The following is a 17,739-nucleotide window of genomic DNA, read 5'->3' as shown; positions in this document are numbered from 1 at the left end:
AGCATGATCTCCGCGCAAACGCGTTCCGCGTTTGTCGCGAGGGAAAACCGGCTTCCACTTTTCCGGATCATGCTCATTGCCCCAACCGTTCGATCAGGGCCGGTGCGTGCACCTGGTCGGCCTTGTAGTTGCCGGTCAGGGTGTACATCACGATATTGGCGCCGGCGCGGTAGGCGAATTCGCGCTGGCGGGGGTCGCCGCCGGTCACGGGCAGCATGGCCTGGCCGTCGGGCCGCACCGCCCAGGCGCCGGCGAGATCGTTCGAGGTGATGATGATCGGCGAGACGCCATCGCCGCCGCGCGCCGGCCGCTGCGCGCTGTCCTCGTCCTCTTCGCGCGGCAAGGTCTCGACCCAGGTCTGGCCGGTGTTGAAGCGGCCGGGGAAGTCGCGCAGCAGATAGAAGGTCTTGGTCAGCACGTGCTCGCGCGGCACCGGTTCGAGCTCGGGGACATCGAGCGAGGACAGGATGTCGCGCAGCGTCTGCATGGCCGGGGTCTGCGCCGCGCCGTTGTCGCCGGGCGGCGCCTCGATGGCGTCGCGGGTGTCGAACAGCACGGTGCCGCCCTGCTTCATGTAGGCGTCGATCCTGTTGATGGCGTCCTGAGGCGGCTTGGGCGCGCCGGGCACGATCGGCCAGTAGATCAGCGGGAAGAAGGCGAGCTCGTCGCGCGCCGGATCGATGCCGACGGGATCGCCGGCCTCCAGCGCCGTGCGCTGCGCCAGGAACAGCGTCAGGCCGTTCATGCCCGCCTTGACGATGGAATCGACGTCGGCATTGCCGGTGACGACATAGGCGAGACGGGTCTGCGAGGTCGCCTTCATCGCGAAATCGTCCGCGGCGCTGTCGGCGCGCGACGGCGTGGGGACGAGGCCCGCGGCGCCTAGCAGCATCAGCCCGAGCACGATCATCGCCGGCGCGGCGCGGCGGCGCAGCAGCGCGGCGATGCCGCCGCCGAGCACGGCGACGATGACGGCGTCGATCAGGAACAGCGCGAGCGCCGTCGACAGCAGCCAGCCGCGCAGGTCGCGCGGCTCGGCATTGGTGTAGGTGGCATGCCGGGCGCGCAGGCTCGCGGTGTTCAGGGCTGCGATGCGGTCGGCGCTGGCAAGCGTGTTCACGGCGAGCGGTCCTTCTGCCGGACCGTAGAAGCCGGGCGGATGATCGGGCGTGGCGCGGTCGCGGTAATCCGCAGGCAGCGGCTTTGCGGTCGCAGGCGGCGGGCCGAACGCGCCGAAGCCGTCGAGGATGTGCAGCGGCGCCACCGTCTCGGTGGTGGCCTCGGCGGCAACCCCGGCGCCGGGCTTGGCGGTGTAGCCGGACATGTCGACGACCCGCCGCAGCATTTCGACGAAGGTGCCTGACATCGGCAGATCCGACCAGCGCATGTCGGCGCTGACGTGGAACAGGCTGACGAGGCCCTTGCCGCGATGCTCGCCGGTGACCAGCGGCGTGCCGTCTTCCAGCGACGCCCAGCTCTTGGTGGCGAGCACCGCGTCGGGCTCGGCCAGCACCTGCCGGCTCACGGTGACATCCTTGGGGACCGCGACGCCTGCGAACGGGCCGTCGGCCGCAAAGGAAGCAAGATGCTGCGGCTTCTCCCAGGTCAGGCTGCCGCCGAGCGTGCGGCCGCCCTTGCGCAGCTTGACCGGCACGAGATCGTCCTCGGCCTGCGCCAGGCGGGGGCCGGCGAACCGCACCAGCACGCCACCCTGGTCGATCCAGGCATTGAGGCGCTCGCGGATGTCAGGCGCGATGGTGCCGACATCGGCCAAAATGATCATCGGCAGCTTCTGGTCGAGAAACTGCGTGATGCCCTGCTGCGGCGAGCCCTTGTCGGCCAGCCGCACATCGGCGAATGGCGCCAGCGCGCGGGTGAGATAGAAGGTCGGCGCCAGCAGCGGCTGTGCGGTCTCGCTGGTCGCGCCCGAGACGATGCCGATGGCGCGACGGCGCCAACGCTTGTCGAGCAGCTGCACCGCGCCGGCGGAGCGCTCGCCCGAGATCTCCAGCCGCGTGATGTCGTTGCGCAGCTCGACCGGCAGGTCGAACGCGGCGTCGGTCTCCTTGTCCTGCGGACCGAAGGAGAAGCGCGCTTCGCCGATCGGCGAGGCCTTCTGGTCCAGCGCACGCACGGTGCCGGCCGCGATGCCGCTGTCGGTGCGCAGCACCTTCACCGTCATCTTCGCGGCGGCGTTCTCGGCCGCGACGAGCGCCAGCGGCGCGGAGGTGCCGCCTTCGAAGATGGTCAGGCTGCGGTCGCCGATGGTCTTGCCGAGACCAGCCACGAATTCTTCGCCGCGACCGGTGTCAACGCCGTCTGACAGCCAGGCAATCTCGCAGTCGCCGGTCGCCTTCAGGAAACGGTCGATGGCGACAAGGGTTTCAACGCGGTCGATCGAATAGGGTTTTGGCGCGAGCTGCCGCAGCGCGACGCGCGCCGCGCCCGCCGGCATCAGGGTGATGTCGCGGGTCGGCTCGGACAGCGGCACCAGCGCGATGGCGCGGCGGTCGTTCTCGGCATTGGCGATCAGCTCGTCGGCGGCCCTGATCCGGATGTCCCAGTTCGACGCCGCGCTCCAGCCGTCGTCGAACATGATCATCAGCGGCGCCTTGCTGCCGGCAAGCCCGGTCTGCGGATTCCAGATCGGGCCGGCGGCAGCGAAAATCACGAGCGCCGCAGCGAGCAGGCGCAGCGCGGTCAGCCACCACGGCGTCCGCGACGGCGTCTCCTCCCGCGGCGCGATGTCGAACAACAGGCGCGTCGGCGGAAACTCGATCCGGCGCGGCCGCGGCGGCATCACGCGCAAGAGCCACCACAGCACCGGCAGGCTGATCAGGCCGATCAGGAGCAGCGGTTCGGTGAAGGCGAGCGGCAATCCCATCATGCGGCCGGCCCCGCCTTGATCGTCGTGGTGCGGGCGCCGGACTTGCTCACCTGCATGCCGGCATGCAGGAACAGCAGCAGTTCGGCCGCGGAGCGGTCGGTCGCATGGGTCGTGAACAGCCAGTCGAGCTTGCTGGTCTCGGCGCGGATCTGGTCGCGGTGCAGCGCGAGCCGCGCGGTGTAATCCTGTGTCCAGCTTTCGGCCCGGCCGGCGGTGATCATGCCGAAGCCTTCGGGCTCGACGAACTCGACGCGTCCTGAATAGGGGAACGTCTCCTCGGCGGGATCGACGACCTGCACCAGCGTGCCATGCGCGCCGGAGCCGGACAGGCCCGCGAGCGTCGTCCTGATCTCCGAGATCGGCGACCAGAAATCCGACAGCACGATCGTCTCGGCGAGCGCGGAAGGGACGAAGGACGGCGGCAAACTCAGGCGGTCGCCGCCGTCATGCAGCATCGCCTGCGCCATCTTGTCGATGACGCTCCTGCTCGCGGTCGGCGCCATCAGCCCGGGAATGCCGACGCGCTCGCCGCCCGCGACCAGCAACTCGGCCAGCGCGAAGGCGACGATCAGCGTGCGCTCGAGCTTGGACTCGCGCGCGGTCTTCGAGGCGAACGCCATCGACGGCGAGCGGTCGGGCCAGATCCAGATCGTGTGCGAGGCTTCCCATTCGAGCTCGCGGACATAGAGATGGTCGTCCCGCGCCGAGCGGCGCCAGTCGACGTTCTGCGCCGGCTCGCCGGAGACGAAGCGGCGGTACTGCCAGAAATTCTCGCCGGAGCCGGCGCGGCGCCGTCCGTGCAGACCGTGGATCACGTTGGCGGCGATACGGCGTGCTTCCAGCACCAGGCGCGGCAGCGACGCGGCGAGCGTACGGCTTTCGCCATCGGCACGTCGGATCGCGATGATCTCCTTTGCTGTGTGCCCGGTCTCCGCGGCCATCAACCGATCCGTGTTTTCAGTTGTTTGATCACGTCCGGAATGGTGCGGCCTTCGGCGCGCGCCTGGAACGTCAAGGCCATGCGGTGCTTGAGCACGGGCTCGGCGAGGTCGAGCACGTCGTCGATCGAGGGCGCAAGACGGCCGTCGATCAGCGCGCGTGCGCGCACAGCTAACATCAGCGATTGGCTGGCGCGCGGGCCGGGGCCCCAGGCGATGAACTTGCCGGCTTCGCTGCTCCCCTCGCCCGGACGGGCCGAGCGCACCAGCGACAGGATGGCTTCAACAACGGAATCGCCGACCGGCAGGCGGCGCACCAGCCGCTGCGCGGTGATCAGCGCATCTGCGTTCATCGATCCCTTCGCCAGCGTCTCTTCCGCGCCGGTGGTCTCGAACAGGATGCGGCGCTCGGCGTCGCGATCGGGATAGTCGACGTCGATCTCCATCAGGAAGCGGTCGAGCTGCGCCTCGGGGAGCGGATAGGTGCCTTCCTGCTCAAGTGGATTTTGCGTCGCGAGCACGTGGAACGGTTTCGGCAGATCGTGACGGGCACCCGCAACCGTGATGTGCTGCTCCTGCATCGCCTGCAGCAGCGCCGATTGCGTGCGCGGGCTGGCGCGGTTGATCTCGTCGGCCATCAGCAGCTGCGCGAACACCGGACCTGCAATGAAGCGGAAGGCGCGCTTGCCGGCGGTGCTCTCGTCCAGCACCTCGGCGCCGAGAATGTCCGACGGCATCAGATCTGGTGTGAACTGGATGCGCTTGGCATCCAAGCCGAGCGTGACGCCGAGCGTCTCGACCAGCTTGGTCTTGGCAAGGCCCGGCACGCCGATCAGGAGCGCGTGGCCGCCGGAGAGGATCGTCACCAGCGTGTTCTCGATCACGCGGTCCTGGCCGAAGATGACGGAGCCGATCGCCTCTTTCGCCGCGCGAATCTGGCTCGACACCTGCTCGGCCGAACGGACGATCCCGTCCTCGAGTTTCTCGACACTCTCCGCCATTCGCTCGCTCCTTCAGCCTGCCATGCGGCTTGCTTGCGTCGTCACTTCAGCACATCGGCTGGATCATCGGACGTCAGCTCATGGGCCCTATGCTAGGCTTGCAGGAAGGCCAGCAGGAAGACCATGTATTCGTTGAATTAACCTATCCCCACCTTATCGGCTTCGGGTTATGTACGGCATCACGAAGTGGCGACCTCCACACCCGAGTTGTCCGGAGTGGAACCGAGCGCCAACTTACAACGTAGACCTGCACCAATCGTGCCAATTGATATCGTGCCAAATGACAAAGTCAGGGCAAACCATGGCGAACCAAGGGCAGAGTGCCGATCGCGGACTTGAGGGGCTGACTGCCGCCGCCAAAAGTGCTGCCAGTGCCGAGGGCGCCAAAAAGGGCCTGCCTCCGGTGCATCTGTGGAATCCGCCGTTTTGCGGCGATCTCGACATCCGAATCGCCGGTGATGGCACTTGGTTCTACATGGGGACGCCAATCGGCCGTCACGCGCTGGTCCGCCTGTTCTCGACCATCCTCAAGCGCGAAGGCGACAAGCATTTCCTCGTCACGCCGGTGGAGAAGGTCGGCATTCGCGTCGACGATGCGCCGTTCATGGCGGTCGAGATGCGTGAGGACAGCGAGGACAACCATCGCGTGCTGAGCTTCCGCACCAACGTCGACGACTGGGTCATTTGCGACGCCGCGCACCGGCTGCGCTTCGAGCAGGCGCAGGATGGCGGGCTGACGCCGTATCTGCACGTCCGCGCTGATCTCTGGGCCAAGGTCACCCGCGCGCTCTACTACGATCTGGTTGACATGGGCGAGGAGCGGATGGTCGATGGCCAGCCGATGTTCGGCGTCGAATCATCAGGCGAATTCTTCGCCATGGCCGACGCGGAGCAGGTGAGGGCCGCGCTTTGAACAAGCCTATCCTGAGAAACGAGCCCGTCGCGATCGGCGCTGCGGATTTCTTCACCCGCTCCAGGGCGCGGCTCGGCTTCGACGTGCCGCCCGGCCTCTATGATCCCAACATCATTCCCGCCTCCGGCGATCCCGGCACCGACAAGATGCTGGAGATCGTCGCGCGCGAGCAGCCGGTTCGGCCCGCGGCGGTGCTGATCGCCGTGGTCGACCGTCCCGAGCCGACGATCTTGCTGACGCAGCGCTCGGCGCATCTCAACGATCACGCCGGCCAGATCGCTTTCCCCGGCGGCAAGATCGACGCGACCGACTCCTCGCCGCTCGACGCGGCACTGCGCGAAGCCGAGGAGGAGGTTGGCCTGTCCAGGGACTTCGTCGAGCCGATCGGCTATCTCGATCTCTACGGCACCGCCTTCGGCTTCCGCATCCTGCCGACGGTCGCGAAGGTCCGGCCCGGCTTTGCGCTCACCATCAACCATTCCGAAGTTGATGACGCCTTCGAGGTGCCGCTGTCCTTCCTGATGAATCCGGCCAACCACCAGGTGCACAGCAAGGAATTCCGCGGCATGGAGCGGTTCTACTACGCCATGCCGTTTGCGGAGCGCTACATCTGGGGGGCGACGGCCGGAATGCTGCGTGTGCTTTATGAGCGGATCTATGCGTCATGATCCGGCCGGTCCTGACCGAGATCGGCATCTTCCTCATCCCCTTTGCCGTCTATGCGCTGTTCCTGGCCGCAACCCGCTCAGGCTTGTTTGCGCGCTCGTCCTGGCCGGTTGCCATCGTTGCGCGCCTCGTCCTGTCGGCGCTGGTGCTGGTGATCGCGGGGCTGATTGGGCTGGCGCAATTCTCCGGCGCCGCGCCGGATTCGACTTACACTCCCGCCCATATCGAGAACGGCCGGCTCGTGCCGGGCGTGGAAAAATAGGGGCAGGCCGATGAGCGCGGAGCCGTTACTTGCGCAAGCGCCCTGGCTGACTTCAGGCGGCACCGCGCGCGTCCTCGAGCTGCTCAACGCCGATGGCGAGGAGGCACGGGTGGTCGGCGGCGCCGTGCGCAACGCGCTGCTCGGTCTTCAGCCCGGCGACATCGACATCGCGACCACGGCGCGGCCTGAGGAGGTGATGCGCCGCGCCAGGGCGGCGGGCATCAAGAGCGTACCGACCGGCGTCGACCACGGCACCGTCACCCTCGTCATCGACAGCAAGCCCTATGAGGTCACGACGCTGCGCGAGGACACCGAGACCTTCGGCCGCAAGGCCAAGGTCGCGTTCGGCCGCGACTGGGTCAAGGACGCCGAGCGGCGCGACTTCACCATGAATGGGCTGTCGGTCGATGCGCGAGGTGTCGTGTACGACCATGTCGGCGGCATTGCCGATGCGAAAGCGCGGCGCGTGCGCTTCATCGGCGATCCCGACCAGCGCATCGCCGAGGATTATCTGCGCATCCTGCGCTTCTTCCGCATTCACGCCGCCTTCGGTGCCGGCGAGCCCGACCGCGACGGCACGCTCGCCTGCATCCGCGGCCGCGCCGGCCTGGCTCACCTCTCGGCCGAGCGGGTGCGCATGGAGATGCTGAAGCTGCTGGTGGCATCAGGCGCATCCGCCGCGGCGCTGGCGATGGCGGATGCTGGCTTGCTGCAGGCGCTGAGCGGCGGCGTCGTCTATAGCGGTCCGCTCACGGCGATGATCGCGATCGAGCGCGAGCTTGGCCTGCCCCCAAGCAGCACGCGGCGTTTGGCCGCGCTGACGGTCGCCGTCACTGAAGACGCCAAGCGCGTCGCCACGCGCCTGCGGCTCTCCAACATTGAGGCCAAGGCGCTGGACTCCATGGGGCATCGCTGGTGGCGCCTTGCGACCAAGGACGAGGCCAGCGCGCGGCGGCTGCTCTACCGGCTCGGCGCGGAGCGCTACCACGATCGCGTGTTGCTGGCCTGGGCGCGATCCAGCGGTGATGTCGGCTCCTCACGCTGGCGCGCACTCGCCGAGCTGCCGCAGCGCTGGACCGCCCCGAAATTTCCGCTGCGTGCCGCCGACTTCATCGCACGCGGCATGGCGGAAGGACCTGCGCTCGGACATGTGTTGACGCTCGCCGAGGACGCCTGGCTTGCGGCGGATTTTCCGCTCGACGAAGCCGCGCTCGCCTCCATCGCCGATCAAGCGGCGGCACGCATCAGCCGCGATCAGACAAATTGACCATCGTTTCAGGTTTCGCCGATATCTCGCTCTTTCAGCTTTTGCTGGTCGCAACGATGGCGTTGTTTGCTTCGATCATCGGCGGTCTCGCCGGCTATGGTACCGGCGCCCTGATGCCCTTGGTGCTGGTGCCGCTGGTCGGCGCCGAGCCGGTGGTGCCGATCATCGCGATCTCCGCGATGCTGACCAATGCGAGCCGTGCATTCGCCTATCTTCGTTATGCCGACCGGCGCCGTGCCCTGATCGTGCTCGCCTGCGCGGCGCTGACGACTGGGCTCGGCGCCTACGGCTACACGCGCCTCACCAATGCGGGCGCGGCCATCGTGATCGGCGCCATGCTGATCCTGAGCGTGCCGCTGCGCCGCGTGCTCCGCCGCCGCGAGGTCAGGATCGGCGACACCGGTCTTGCCGCGGGCTCCGTCGGCTATGGCGTGCTGGTCGGCGGCACGTCGGGCTCCGGCGTGATTTTGCTTTCGCTGCTGATGGCGGCCGGCCTCGAGGGCGCCGCCGTGATCGCGACCGACGCGATGATCTCGCTCGGCACCGGCCTTATCAAGATCGCCGTGTTCGGCCTTGCCGGGGGCGGTGACGGCGCAGGTGCTCGCCTTTGCGCTCCTGATCGGCGGCATCGCGATCCCCGGCGCGTTCCTGGCAAAAGCGTTCGTCGAGCGGATGCCGGTGCACATCCACACCGCGATCCTGGATGTCGCGGTGATCACCGGCGGGCTGGTGATGATTTCGGCGGCGGCGAGGCAGCTGATCGGATAGGTGAATCTGGTCCAATCGGCACTCGCGCCGATCCCTCAGCTCAATGGCGGCTTCGACCGAAAAGAGAGAAAGCTGCACAAATCTTCTGAAAATCTCTCCAAGGGGGAATTGCGGCGACAGTGCTGGATTGGCACCGTGGTTCGACGACGGGAGCCGAGTTGCTTTGAATCATAACCCAAGCGCGATCTCGGCCCATTTCAACATGCGATCGCTATTGAGGAACGCCAGCACCTCCGATTCCAGTGACGCGGGCGCGCCCGGTCCAATCGAAGCCGTTGCGGCCACCATGTCGCAGCGCTGGTTGAAGGCGAGTGAGAGCGCGGCGTTGTGATGTCCCTCGACGCGGTAGGCCCGGCTGCGGCCGCGCATCGGACCGACGACGATCTCCCGGCCGGCACCGATCGGCGTTGCCTTGCCAATCAGCGCGAGGTCGCCCATTTGCTCGAGGTCGCCGTCATCGGCGACCCCGGTGGTGCAATTGCAAAAGCCGAGCTTGGCGCGAACGTAGAGCTGGACCTCGCCGCCGCAATCGTCCGCCTTGCAGCGGAATGCCTTTCCTTTGCCCCAGGGATCTGCGCCAAAAGGCCACTCGATTTCCGTCCACACCGGGCGGATATCGCCGGATGCCGCCGTTGCGCGCGCCGGTCCGCCGGCTCGCAATATCCAGACCGCAGCGGCTGCGCAAAGCAGTATGATGGCTGCGCCGATCGCGACGAATTTGCTTGTCAGGCGCATGGAAGCTGCCGCGGCATGCTTGCTAGTTCTGAGCTAATTCTGAGCCATGAACTTTCGCGCGGCCGCGAGGTCCTCCCGCGAGGAGTCGCCATCCCGCGCCATATCCACAACTTTCGCGTAGTACTGGCGTGCCTTCACAGTGTCACCCGCTTTCTCGGCGGCGTGAGCGGCACCGATCGTCGCGCCAAAGCGGTTCGGCTCCTTGCGCATCGTGCTTTCGAACGCGGCCAAGGCCTCCATCGGCATGCCGCGTTCGAGCAGCATGGTTCCGTAAAGCTCGCGTGCCGGGGCGAGCGGTCCGGGCGTCACGATGGATTTTTCGGTCTTGTCTTCGGCATCGGCGGCAAGGCGCATTGCTTCCAGCGCATCCGCCTGTTTTCCCTGGGCATTGAGCTGCCAGGCCGTGGCGACCTGCCGCTGAATGTCGACGATCTCGGCCCAATAGGCGTCCTTGTCCTGCTGCAGCTTGTCCCGCAGCTCCGCCAGCTTGGCGATGTCCGCCGTCGCTGCGTCTGCATTGCCGGAGCGTGCGGCGCCAAGGGCGCGGGCGAAATAGGTGATCGCATCGACATAGGCGAACCGGCTCGGCTCGACCTTCAGCGCGGCAGCGCCCTGCCAGTCGCCCCGCTCGACCATATAGCGCGCCTGACTGGCCGCGATCGCGTAAGGACCGGCGCGGACGGCCGGCGCATAGCCCGTGGTCGCAACCATGTCTGCGATGACGTCGCGGGCCCGGCTGTCCTGCGCGAGCTGGAGCAGGGCGTAGACCATATAGTCGTCGGCGTGCAGCTGCTCGCTGGGGTCCTTGCCCTCCTTCGCAGCCTTGGCGGAACGGCTATTGGCGTCGATGGATTCGTTCCAGTAGCCAACGCGCGTGAAGATGTGCGACGGCATGTGCAAAGCATGCGGTGCCGCCGGCGCGATCTCGGAATAGCGTTTGGCCGCGTCGAGGCCTTGCGCTGCGATCGCCGGATAGTCGTAGAGGTGGATCAGATAATGCGCGACGCCGGGGTGCCGCGGCTGCCGCTTGAAGATCGGCTCAAGGATGGCGGCGCCCTTGAGCTGGTTGGCATAGGTCTTGTCGTTTGGCGATGCCGTGACGTTCAGCGTGATGGCGTAGGCGATCTGCGCCTCGTCATCATCGGGATAGCGCGCGGCAACGGCTTCGGTTGCCTTGAGATAGGCCTGCGTGCGTTGACCAAACGTCGTTTTCTCGTCGCCCGTATAGAACGCCAGCAGCGCATCGATATAGTCGCGCTCGCGGTCGGTCTTGGCGCCGATCGCCTTGGCCTTCTGCAGCGCGGCGAGGCCTGAGACGAGGTTTTCCTTCGGCGCGGGAAAATGCGGGTTGTACAGCAGGCTCAGGGCAATGCCCCAATAGGCGATCGCGCAGTCAGGATCCGCCTGCAATGTCTCCTCGAAAATCTCTTTCGCGGGCCGGTACCAGAACGAGTGCTGATAGCGCATCCCGCGGTCGAAGCGGCGCTGCGCCACCTCGTTGCAGGACGTCTGGAAGTGAACCTTGCCAAACTGCTCGTCGGTCCCGTCCTCCGCGCGTGCGGCGGGCGAGGCGGAGATCGAGCCGAGGATAGCAAGGGCGAGAAGAGAGACGGTTCTCAAGGCGAGCGCGCGCATGGGCCCCTCCGTTTCCGTTCAGAAAAATTTGGTCAATGGCGCCGATAAAGGTCGGAGCGCCGAATTTCGTACTGCTGAGATTGACAATGGCAAATCGCGTTGACGGAAGGATTTGCCCATTCGCAATGCGAGTCAATAGGAAGCGGGTGGATTTGCGTTAGGGAAGCACGCCTGTCAGGCTCCATCCGCCCCGCGAAAGTTACATTGGGCAATCATGGTCCAACCTCCTTCTCTTGGGATTGCAATGCGATATCCAATAATTTCTTTCGTTCTTGACCGCCGGTATTGCCGGTGCAGTCTGAAGAACAGCTGCAAGCGATCCGTGACGTTGGAGTATGATGATTGCGACCTGACTCTGAGCACGAACATGGTTCAGTGCTCAACAAAGACGCTTTCGCTTTCGCCGCGCAGTGAATTCGGCCCGACGCCCAACCACAAGCACCCGCTCAACGCACGCAACTTCTGCTAGCAGCATCTTGGCCCGCGAGGGTGACGCCCAAAGCGGACGCGTTTGAGCGCGCAGAGGTTGCCAATTCTGCGAGAACTCGCGTATGCACTATCTGTGGGATCGCAGTGTGAGCAATTCAAATGACGATGGAACTGAGAGGCGCGAGAGGCGAGGGATTTGCGACCATTGCCGCTGACGGTCGCGTGTTGGATTCGTGGTTTCTTCGGCTGAGCCTGGTTGTGGAGGCCGGCAAGGCGGCAACGGTGCGACTGGCAAAGGAGGAGATCGAGAGATCGTTGGGTGAGTCGGCGAACGGATATGCGCGCCACGACGACATTCGCAATGTCGACATCGTTCCGATCCGTACAGAAATTGACTCCCTTGCATCTGCGCCGGCCGATGTGCACGACGCATATCTTCGACTCCATCTCCTGAGCCACCGGCTCGTTCAGCCCAATTGCCTGAATCTTGACGGCATTTTCGGTCTGTTGCCTAACGTTGCCTGGACGACCCTCGGGCCCTGTGAATGCTCTCGTGTACCGGAAGCGCAAATGATCGCGCGCAAGCGGGCCCTCGCGTTTGAGGTGACAGGCGTGGATAAGTTTCCGCGCATGACTGACTATGTGACGCCTGCGGACGTGCGAATTGCAGATGCGGATCGCGTAAGGCTCGGAGCCCACCTGGCGCCCGGCACGACCGTTATGCACGAGGGCTTTTGTAATTTTAATGCGGGTACGCTCGGTCCCTGCATGGTCGAAGGTCGGATCAGCGCAGGTGTGGTTGTCGGGAGTGGCAGCGACGTTGGTGGCGGAGCATCGATCATGGGCACTCTGTCCGGAGGCGGGAAAGAGAGGATTACGGTTGGTGAGCGCTGCCTGATCGGAGCCAACGCCGGTATCGGCATTTCGTTAGGTGACGATTGTGTCGTCGAAGCGGGCTGTTACGTCACAGCAGGCGCGCGCATCCTTTTGGAAGATGGCCGGGTCCTGAAAGCCAAGGAGCTTTCGGGCCAAAGGGGCCTTCTTTTTCGTCGTAACTCGCAGAGCGGCGCCCTTGAGGCAACCAGGCGCGCACCCAATTGGGACGGCCTCAACGCGCAGCTTCACGGCTAGGTCGTAGGATGGGTTGATCTCTTGCGAAACCCATCGCCCTGATGGGCGAACGCAGCATCCGGTAGTTTGAACCTCCTCCGCGCCGACGACGTGATCGAATAGCGGCGTCTTGCGGTGATGTATCGGCCAGGAAATGGCCCTTCTGGTATCCAGCGATGTCCGCTGTCGCGCCGCTATTGGCGAAGAAGCGGACATCAGGAGCGTCGGAGCGGAGCGCTCCGATCCAACGAGGATGCGGCCCTAGCCGTACCTACTCGTCGTCTTCGTCCTCATCCTCGTCTTCGTCGTCCTCTTCCTCGTCGGGGTCTTCTTCCACCTGCACCAGCGTGGCGAGCGGCAGCGTCTCGCGGAACAGGTCGCCCTCGATGCCCATCCACAGGCAGAGCACGTCGTCCTCCTTCACCTCCGCAACGGTCAGCGGCTGGCCGCCGGATTTCAGCATCACCACATCGCCGGCTTTCAAGTCCATGGATTGTCCTTTCGAGTTGATCGATCCGGAGGAGGCTAGCAGGCGGTCATGACAGGGCGATCACCGACGGCTGTGCTCGGCCGGTGATACGGAACGCGGGGCCGCCTGAAGTTCCGGTGCGATATCAACGCCTGGTGACGATGATCGGCGTCGTCTTGATCGGTGTGCAGGAATCGTTGAAGAGGCCCACCACGGACGTGACGATCGGGACACGGCAGGCAAAGCTGTCCGGACGATAGCTCTCCCGGATGCTGTCCATGTCGAAGGTCGCAAGGTTCATGAAGGCATTGAGCCGCTTGGCCTGGAGGTCGATCGCCAGCTGGATGCTGTCCCGGTCGACCGGCGGTGAAGCCTCGCTCGCGGTGGCCTTCACTTCGGGTTGCGAGGCCCAGTGGCGCACTGGCGCCAACCTTTCGTGCAGGTTGCGGAGACAATAGTGCATCACCAGCACCTGGTGCTTGGCGCTGTACCAGTGAATCGTGACGGACTCGTTCGTGCCGGCCTTCTCGCGGTTCTTGGGACAGATATCGACGTAGGAATAGGCCGGGTCCCAATTGTGCCGGGCATCGATCGTGCACGCGTTCTCCTTGGGCACGCGCGGGGCGGTGGCCGTGCTGTCGTTCGCGGGCATGAATTGCGGCAAGTTGTGATCGCAATCGAAGTCATAGGCGCGCAGCAGGGTCTGGTCGAGCGGGTCGCTGGTCGGGGCAGTCTGTTCGGTCGGGTCCCGCCTGAAATTCGTCGCCCAGTCGATGTAGATCTGGGCATTGCGCGCCATCAACTCGCCGGTTTCGAACAAAGTCAGCTGGGCGTCTTCGCAGACCTTGAGGATCTCCTGAGCGCTCTTGACGGCAAGAGCCTGCTCACTCGCGTCGGTGCGATCGTCGCGTGCGGCCGCGTAGTCGGACAACAGCTGCTGTTGCAGGGCCTGCACCTGGGAAAACTTTGTCGAGATGTCGTCGAACGTCTTCGCCGCGGCTTGCATGTTTTCCTTGGCCTGGGCGCTCACCTTCTCCTGATAGGAGTTCATGTATTGAAAGGATCCGACAAAGAGGCTGCTCAGCACCGTTACGACCGAGAGACTTTTGACGAGGGTAAATCTGCGATCGAACTTGGCCAGCCAACCCAGCGGTGCTTCGGCCGGAGGCTGCGCGTGCGCTGTTTCCTGCTCCATTGTCATTGTCGCTTCCAGCTCACTTCACACCACCCCTGATACAGCGAGGGTAACGCAATCCGGGATTGCGGACTGTGAGGCATTTCACTTCAAGTGGGGCAGGGGAGCTGTCGGGAATCGCGGCGGCAGCATGCAGAAGCCGGCCGATCGCAAGCCCCGCGACGATGGCATCATGCGCCTGTCTTGCCCGACGGGTCAAGTGAATTTCGGTAAATCAGTAAGCTATTGATTTTGCAGCAGCCGGCTACTGTGCATGGGGTTGTTTTCGATTTTTTGTCGTCGTGCCTCGATCACGGCCGATGCGGCACGAGCTCGCTCAGCGAGCGGATGATGCGGTCGGGCCTGACGGTCGAGCCTGCCGGCAGGCCGTCGCCATGCACGTCGATCCAGATCGCATAGATGCCAAGGCGCTGCGGGGTCACGACTTCCCATTCCAGATTGTCACCGATCATCCAGGTGTCTTTTGCGGTGACGCCGAGCGCCTCCATCGCGTGCAGATAGGCGCGCTCCTCGGGCTTGCCAAAACCGTGCTCGCCCTCGATCTGGATGTGGTGGAAGCGGTGCGCGAGCTCGAAGCGCTCGACCTTGGCGCGCTGGGTGTCGGCCGCGCCGTTGGTCACCAGCGCCAGCTTGATGCCAAGCGCCTTCAATTGGTCGATCGCGTCATGCGCGCCGGGGAAGACGAACATCTCCTCCTCGCGATAGGCGGTGAAGCGGTCGGCGAGGCGGATGGCGAGATCGTCTGATAGTGCGCGGTGGCCGGCCGCGGCGAGCGCGGCGAAGCCGCCCTTGACCGAGAGGCGCCGCGCTTCGGCGAGCTTCATCCGCCACGAGGCATCCGCATTGGCCCAGAAATTTCGCGCGAAGGCCAGCACCGCGGTTGCGACCTGCGCTGGCGGCAGCGGCGCCAGCTCTGCGGCAAACTCGTTCGCGATCGTGTTCCAGGCGATCTCGGGCCGGCCATAGGCCGACAGGATGGTGTCGTCCATGTCGATCAGCATCGCGCGCGGCAGCGGCGGCATTGCAGCGCTCATGGCCACTTCACCTCCGGCGGCAGCGACGACAGGATGGAGTCCACATTGCCGCCGGTCTTCAGCCCGAAGATGGTGCCGCGGTCGTAGAGCAGGTTGAACTCGACATAGCGGCCGCGGCGGATCAATTGCTCCTCGCGATCCGCGGCCGTCCAGCTGGTGGCGAAATTGCGCCGCACGATCTCAGGATAGATCTTCAGGAAGGCGCGGCCGACGCCTTGCGTGAAGGCGAGATCGGCGTCCCAGTCGCCGCTGTCGTGCCAGTCGTAGAAGATGCCGCCGACGCCGCGGGCCTCCTTGCGGTGCGGCAGGTAGAAATATTCGTCGCACCATTTCTTGTACTTGTCGTAGTCGGCGACGCCGCTCGCTTGGGTGCAGGCTTGTTTCATCGCAGTGTGGAAGGCGATCGTGTCGGCATCCTCCTGCGTCCGCCTTCGCTCGAGCACCGGCGTCAGGTCCGCGCCGCCGCCGAACCAGGCTTTTGTGGTGACGACGAAGCGCGTGTTCATGTGCACGGCGGGCACATGCGGATTGCGCAAGTGTGCGATCAGCGAGATGCCGGAGGCCCAGAATTTCGGATCCTCGTCCGCGCCGGGAATCTGCGCCCGAAACTCGGGTGCGAACTCGCCATGCACGGTCGAGCAGTGCACGCCGACCTTCTCGAACAGACGGCCATGCATCATCGACATCACCCCGCCACCACCGGCCGCGCCGGTATGATCGGTGCGTTGCCACGGCGTGCGCTTGAAGCGGCCGGCCTCGCCGGGATAGAGGCTTTGCGGCGCGTCGTCCTCCAGCCGCTCGAGGCTTGCGCAGATGTCGTCGCGCAGATGTTCGAACCAGCTGCGGGCGCGCGCCTTGCGGCCTTCGATTGTGCTCGGATCCAATGCGGATGTCATGCCGTCAGCCCTGTGGACCGTAATAGGTGCAGCTCTCGTTGCAACTGTCGCGGTGGATGCTGACGCGCGTCAGCTGGCCGATATGGGCCAGCCGCTCCCAGACGAAGCGCGAGAGGTTTTCCAGCGTCGGGTTGCCGAGCGCCTCGATCTTGTTGAGGTACTTGTGGTCCAGCATCAAGCGCGCATCTTCAATCGCGCGCTGGACGAGGCCGAGGTCGACCACCATGCCGGTCGCAGGGTCCGGCGTGCCGCGCAGCGTCACCTCGGCGCGGAAGGAGTGGCCGTGGATCTCTTCGCTTGCGGCACCGAAGGTCGTGCCCGACAATGAATGCGCCGCCTCGAAGCGGAACGATTTGGTCAATTCCCACATCTGTCCGAAAACCAGTCCTATCTGATGCCGAGCGATTTATGCGTCTGCACGCTCAGCCGCCATTGCGGATGGCGCAGGCAATAGTCGATCGCGCGCGCGGTATTCTCTATGACCTCAGGTCCGTCCATCGGCTGCAGCGAGAAGCGCTCGAAGGCGAGGTCCGCGAAGACTTCAGGTGCGGCGAGGGCCTGCGGATAGACCAGCTTCAGCTCATGGCCGCGGCGCTGCACGAGCTCGCTGCCGCCCTTGGGGCTGACGCAGATCCAGTCGAGGCCGTCAGGCGCAGCGATCGTGCCGTTGGTCTCGACGCCGATCTCGAAGCCGCGTGCATGGAGCGCGTCGATCAGGGCGGCGTCGACCTGGAGCAGCGGCTCGCCGCCGGTGAGCACCACATAGCGGTTGTCGGCCGACCCGGTCCACTGGGCGGCGATGGTGTCGGCGAGGTCCGCAGCCGAGACGTAGCGGCCGCCGAGCGTGCCGTCGGTGCCGACGAAATCGGTGTCACAGAATTTGCACACGGCCTGGGCGCGGTCGGCCTCGCGGCCGCTCCACAGATTGCAGCCGGCAAAACGGCAGAACACCGACGCACGCCCAGCATGGGCGCCTTCGCCTTGCAGGGTCAGGAAGATTTCCTTGACCGCGTAACTCACTGGTCTCTCCTCAAACTGTCAAACTTGCGGGTTCCGGAGCTGCCGCAGCGCTTCGCCGGCGGCCATCGCCGCGGTCATGGCGACATTGAGCGAGCGCAGCCCCGGATTGATCGGGATCACCAGCCGCGCGTCCGCGGCCTCGACCACCGCCTGGGTGACCCCGGCGCTCTCGCGCCCGAATAGCAGGATGTCCGTCGTCTGGTAACGGAAATCGCGGTAGTCGGTGGCGGCCTTGGTGGTGAACAGCAACAGGCGGTAGCCCTGTGCCGCGCGCCAGTCCTCGAATTTCGAGAAGGAGTCGTGTCTGACGATGCTGACATGGTCAAGGTAATCCATTCCCGCCCGGCGGAAATGTCGGTCGGAGACCGGGAACCCTGCCGGCTCGATGATATGGGCAGCCAGCCCCAGGCAGGCGCAGAGCCTGAGAATCGTCCCGGTGTTCTGGGGGATGTCGGGCTGGAAAAGCGCTATCTGCATGGCTTGCTGCATGGCTTGGCGTCGGGTTGGGCCGGGA

The 17,739-nt window shown here is 65.3% G+C and carries 17 protein-coding genes and 1 pseudogene; 6 read left to right on the top strand and 12 right to left on the bottom strand.

Annotated features, from left to right (window positions below):
- Positions 1-73: 73 nt before the first annotated feature.
- From JJB99_RS29220 to JJB99_RS29210, 3 genes are read right to left on the bottom strand one after another with little or no spacing between them, the layout of a single operon-like run.
- On the bottom strand, positions 74-2,887 hold the full coding sequence (locus JJB99_RS29220) for a DUF4159 domain-containing protein (protein WP_200495696.1): 2,814 nt from the start codon (positions 2,885-2,887) through the stop codon (positions 74-76).
- Positions 2,884-3,828, bottom strand: a complete 945-nt coding sequence (locus JJB99_RS29215; protein ID WP_200495695.1) for a DUF58 domain-containing protein — start codon at positions 3,826-3,828, stop codon at positions 2,884-2,886. Before JJB99_RS29215 ends, JJB99_RS29220 begins: the two co-directional genes overlap by 4 nt.
- Complete coding sequence (locus JJB99_RS29210; RefSeq protein WP_200495694.1) at positions 3,828-4,826, bottom strand: AAA family ATPase; 999 nt, start codon at positions 4,824-4,826, stop codon at positions 3,828-3,830. The genes JJB99_RS29215 and JJB99_RS29210 overlap by 1 nt, the downstream gene beginning before the upstream one ends.
- A 301-nt stretch (positions 4,827-5,127) precedes the next feature.
- Here JJB99_RS29210 and JJB99_RS29205 point away from each other — a divergent pair, with 301 nt between their 5' ends.
- The 5 genes and pseudogenes from JJB99_RS29205 (at position 5,128) to JJB99_RS29185 (ending at position 8,702) form a co-directional block, all read left to right on the top strand.
- Positions 5,128-5,739 carry a DUF1285 domain-containing protein gene (locus JJB99_RS29205; protein WP_200495693.1) on the top strand — a complete coding sequence of 204 codons (612 nt, stop codon included), beginning with the start codon at positions 5,128-5,130 and terminating at the stop codon, positions 5,737-5,739.
- Positions 5,736-6,407, top strand: coding sequence for a CoA pyrophosphatase (locus JJB99_RS29200; RefSeq protein WP_200495692.1), 672 nt, complete (start codon positions 5,736-5,738; stop codon positions 6,405-6,407). Before JJB99_RS29205 ends, JJB99_RS29200 begins: the two co-directional genes overlap by 4 nt.
- Positions 6,404-6,667 (top strand): DUF6111 family protein, encoded by a 264-nt coding sequence (locus JJB99_RS29195; RefSeq protein WP_200495691.1) that lies wholly within the window; start codon positions 6,404-6,406, stop codon positions 6,665-6,667. The genes JJB99_RS29200 and JJB99_RS29195 overlap by 4 nt, the downstream gene beginning before the upstream one ends.
- 10 nt (positions 6,668-6,677) lie before the next feature.
- Positions 6,678-7,934: a CCA tRNA nucleotidyltransferase gene (locus JJB99_RS29190; protein ID WP_200495690.1), complete on the top strand. Its 1,257-nt coding sequence runs from the start codon at positions 6,678-6,680 to the stop codon at positions 7,932-7,934.
- Positions 7,931-8,702 (top strand): annotated as a pseudogene (locus JJB99_RS29185) (sulfite exporter TauE/SafE family protein). Before JJB99_RS29190 ends, JJB99_RS29185 begins: the two are co-directional and overlap by 4 nt.
- Positions 8,703-8,870: 168 nt before the next feature.
- On the opposite strand, the gene JJB99_RS29180 reads toward JJB99_RS29185, so the two are convergent.
- Both JJB99_RS29180 and JJB99_RS29175 read right to left on the bottom strand, forming a co-directional pair.
- The gene (locus JJB99_RS29180) at positions 8,871-9,437 is read right to left on the bottom strand and encodes a hypothetical protein (RefSeq protein WP_200495689.1); all 567 of its coding nucleotides are present in this window, start codon (positions 9,435-9,437) and stop codon (positions 8,871-8,873) included.
- A gap of 33 nt (positions 9,438-9,470) precedes the next feature.
- On the bottom strand, positions 9,471-11,072 hold the full coding sequence (locus tag JJB99_RS29175; protein WP_200495688.1) for a hypothetical protein: 1,602 nt from the start codon (positions 11,070-11,072) through the stop codon (positions 9,471-9,473).
- Between the two features lie 588 nt (positions 11,073-11,660).
- On the opposite strand from JJB99_RS29175, the gene dapD reads away from it, so the two are divergent.
- Positions 11,661-12,632: a 2,3,4,5-tetrahydropyridine-2,6-dicarboxylate N-succinyltransferase gene (dapD, locus tag JJB99_RS29170; RefSeq protein ID WP_200495687.1), complete on the top strand. Its 972-nt coding sequence runs from the start codon at positions 11,661-11,663 to the stop codon at positions 12,630-12,632.
- Between the two features lie 250 nt (positions 12,633-12,882).
- On the opposite strand, the gene JJB99_RS29165 is transcribed toward dapD, so the two are convergent.
- The 7 genes from JJB99_RS29165 to JJB99_RS29135 form a co-directional block, all read right to left on the bottom strand.
- On the bottom strand, positions 12,883-13,101 hold the full coding sequence (locus tag JJB99_RS29165) for a YodC family protein (protein WP_200495686.1): 219 nt from the start codon (positions 13,099-13,101) through the stop codon (positions 12,883-12,885).
- Between the two features lie 124 nt (positions 13,102-13,225).
- Positions 13,226-14,131 carry a hypothetical protein gene (locus JJB99_RS29160; protein WP_200495685.1) on the bottom strand — a complete coding sequence of 302 codons (906 nt, stop codon included), beginning with the start codon at positions 14,129-14,131 and terminating at the stop codon, positions 13,226-13,228.
- 434 nt (positions 14,132-14,565) lie between these two features.
- Positions 14,566-15,309: an HAD family hydrolase gene (locus JJB99_RS29155; RefSeq protein WP_200495684.1), complete on the bottom strand. Its 744-nt coding sequence runs from the start codon at positions 15,307-15,309 to the stop codon at positions 14,566-14,568.
- Positions 15,306-16,205: an oxygen-dependent coproporphyrinogen oxidase gene (gene hemF, locus JJB99_RS29150; protein WP_200495683.1), complete on the bottom strand. Its 900-nt coding sequence runs from the start codon at positions 16,203-16,205 to the stop codon at positions 15,306-15,308. The genes JJB99_RS29155 and hemF overlap by 4 nt, the downstream gene beginning before the upstream one ends.
- A gap of 4 nt (positions 16,206-16,209) precedes the next feature.
- On the bottom strand, positions 16,210-16,575 hold the full coding sequence (locus JJB99_RS29145) for a 6-pyruvoyl trahydropterin synthase family protein (protein ID WP_200495682.1): 366 nt from the start codon (positions 16,573-16,575) through the stop codon (positions 16,210-16,212).
- Positions 16,576-16,592: 17 nt separating this feature from the next.
- Entirely contained in the window at positions 16,593-17,225 is a 633-nt protein-coding gene (gene queE, locus JJB99_RS29140; RefSeq protein WP_200495681.1) for a 7-carboxy-7-deazaguanine synthase, read from the bottom strand.
- A gap of 18 nt (positions 17,226-17,243) precedes the next feature.
- Positions 17,244-17,702 carry a tRNA (cytidine(34)-2'-O)-methyltransferase gene (locus JJB99_RS29135; RefSeq protein WP_200500344.1) on the bottom strand — a complete coding sequence of 153 codons (459 nt, stop codon included), beginning with the start codon at positions 17,700-17,702 and terminating at the stop codon, positions 17,244-17,246.
- Positions 17,703-17,739 lie beyond the last annotated feature (37 nt).

The organism is Bradyrhizobium diazoefficiens (assembly GCF_016616235.1).
Lineage (GTDB): Bacteria > Pseudomonadota > Alphaproteobacteria > Rhizobiales > Xanthobacteraceae > Bradyrhizobium > Bradyrhizobium diazoefficiens_H.
Note: the sequence above shows the minus strand (reverse complement) of the source record. Positions and strands in the feature narration are given on the sequence as shown.